This is a genomic window from Acinetobacter sp. AL9, from assembly GCF_041464035.1.
GTDB lineage: Bacteria > Pseudomonadota > Gammaproteobacteria > Pseudomonadales > Moraxellaceae > Acinetobacter > Acinetobacter towneri.
On sequence record NZ_JAYFSK010000123.1, the window covers coordinates 1 to 1,998 of the forward strand.

3 protein-coding genes are annotated in these 1,998 nt (G+C 34.6%); 1 reads left to right on the forward strand and 2 read right to left on the reverse strand.

The window, feature by feature from the left end; genetic code table 11:
* The first annotated feature begins 122 nt into the window (after positions 1 to 122).
* Positions 123 to 1,073, forward strand: coding sequence for an IS30 family transposase (locus ACEO2X_RS13780; protein WP_371972159.1), 951 nt, complete (start codon positions 123 to 125; stop codon positions 1,071 to 1,073).
* On the opposite strand, the gene ACEO2X_RS13785 is transcribed toward ACEO2X_RS13780, so the two are convergent.
* A complete protein-coding gene (locus ACEO2X_RS13785; RefSeq protein ID WP_371972160.1) occupies positions 1,000 to 1,425 on the reverse strand; it encodes a hypothetical protein in 426 nt (141 codons plus the stop codon). The two genes, ACEO2X_RS13780 and ACEO2X_RS13785, sit on opposite strands and share 74 nt — an antisense overlap.
* An 87-nt stretch (positions 1,426 to 1,512) precedes the next feature.
* Positions 1,513 to 1,908, reverse strand: a complete 396-nt coding sequence (locus ACEO2X_RS13790; protein WP_317098471.1) for a hypothetical protein — start codon at positions 1,906 to 1,908, stop codon at positions 1,513 to 1,515.
* Positions 1,909 to 1,998: the final 90 nt, after the last annotated feature.

Consider the following 1,998-nt stretch of genomic DNA (forward strand, 5'->3'; position numbering starts at 1 on the left):
AATCATGATACGCCACGGTGGTTGTGTTTTGTGTTAGCGCATTAATAAATACAACCACCTTTTTTATTTTTCAAGCGATAATTATAATATATTTCAACAGTTTAAGCCTTAAGTTGGCGCGTATGGGCTTTTCACCCAGAAAATTTGCTGAACTTATTAAAAGACATCCTAGTACGATCTATCGTGAACTTAAAAGAAATAGCATCAATGACGTTTATCAAGCTCAATATGCTTCTGATAACACCTTCGCTAGACGTAGACGTGGTCATAGAAAACTCAAAATCGATTCAATCCTCTGGAAATTTATTGTTGAAGCGATCCGTTGTTTATGGTCTCCTCAGCAAATAGCAAAGCGTTTAAAGAGATTTCCTGATTTGGATCAAACAATGAATGTAAGCCATACAACGATTTATTCAACTATACGAGCATTACCAAAGGGTGAGCTGAAAAAAGACTTACTATCCTGTCTGCGTCATGAAAATAAAAAGCGAAAAGCTAACGGTGAACCTAAAAAAGATTCTATATTACAGGATATTAAAACTATTCATGAGCGCCCAGCCGAAGTTCAAGAAAGAAAAATACCGGGTCATTGGGAAGCCGATTTAATTAAAGGTAAAGACAATAAAAGTTCGATAGCAACACTTATTGAACGAAATACACGGCTCTGTATCTTGGCAACATTACCTGATGCAAAGGCAGAATCAGTGCGCAAGGCTTTAACTGAAGCTCTGAAATATTTACCCGCAGAACTGCGTAAAACATTGACCTATGACCGTGGACGTGAGATGTCAGAACATAAAATTCTCGAAGAAGATTTAGGCATAGATGTATATTTCTGTGACCCACATTCGCCATGGCAGAAAGGCACATGCGAAAATATGAATGGTTTAATTAGGCAGTATTTACCTAAAGGGATTGATTTAAACCAGGCAGATCAGCATTATTTAAATCAAGTTGCCATGTCACTGAATACTCGCCCTAGAAAAGCGTTAGATTGGCTTACACCATTAGAGAAATTTGCTCAGCTTGTTGATTATCATAAGGCTTTTGAAACTGTCGCACCTCATGTTTGAATTCGCCATCTTTTAGTATTAGATCTCCAAGTAATTGATAACGCTTGCTAACTAATTCACCTCCACACGTTTTTAATGATGAATTATATTGAGAATATTGAATACCTTCATTACTAGCTTCTACTGAATTATCCCCAGTTTTAAGAATTTCAATCTGAGCTAAATTACAATCAGAAATACCTAAATTAGATGAGCCTTGAATCCACTCTCCAGCCAATTTATCGGCTACTGTTGTTGGTGTTGGTGTTGGTGTTGGTGTTGGTGTATTGGAATTATCTGAGCTGTCACTGTTACAACCAACCAAAGCAGTAATTATTACAGTCACAAAGCCACTTTTAATTATCTTGTTCATAATAAGCTAATCACTAAAAATATTTTTTATAGAGATAGCCATCAAAATTCTGATGGCTATGTTATCACTATTGCTCCATTTCAAGAATTAATGAATTAAATGAGATTCTACCCATCCATTTCCATATTCTGTTGTTACTTCGATTAATCCATTTGAGCTGACATTACCTGCATAAATAATGTCAGAATTTTTAGAAAGCTTAGTTTTTACTTTGCTTGATTTATTAGACGTTTCATACAGCGGTAAGTTGTTTAGTTTTGGGGTTATTTTTTGTCCTATAGTACGTTCAGTATTTGTAGATTTTTCATTATTACCACGAAATTTGGTCATTTCTTTGGCTGTACCTGCTACTTCTTTGGTCGTTTCATTAATTTGACTTAAGGTTCCTCTTAAATCTCTTAAACTGTCAGCAAAGCCAGCATAAGAAGACATTGAACTAGCAAAGATGGTAAACATAAGAATCAGGGGTGAAATTTTCATCATACTTACTCCTTAACGATAATTATTCAAATTAAATACTTTATTAAAAAATGCGAAAATTTAGCATTTTTTATGATAGAATACTTAATTAAT

What these genes read in the sequence shown, in the direction of transcription:
- ACEO2X_RS13780 (WP_371972159.1), top strand. Translation starts at nt 123, where the DNA reads ATGGGCTTTTCACCCAGAAAATTTGCTGAACTTATTAAAAGACATCCT.
- ACEO2X_RS13785 (WP_371972160.1), bottom strand. Translation starts at nt 1,425, where the DNA reads ATGAACAAGATAATTAAAAGTGGCTTTGTGACTGTAATAATTACTGCT.
- ACEO2X_RS13790 (WP_317098471.1), bottom strand. Translation starts at nt 1,908, where the DNA reads ATGATGAAAATTTCACCCCTGATTCTTATGTTTACCATCTTTGCTAGT.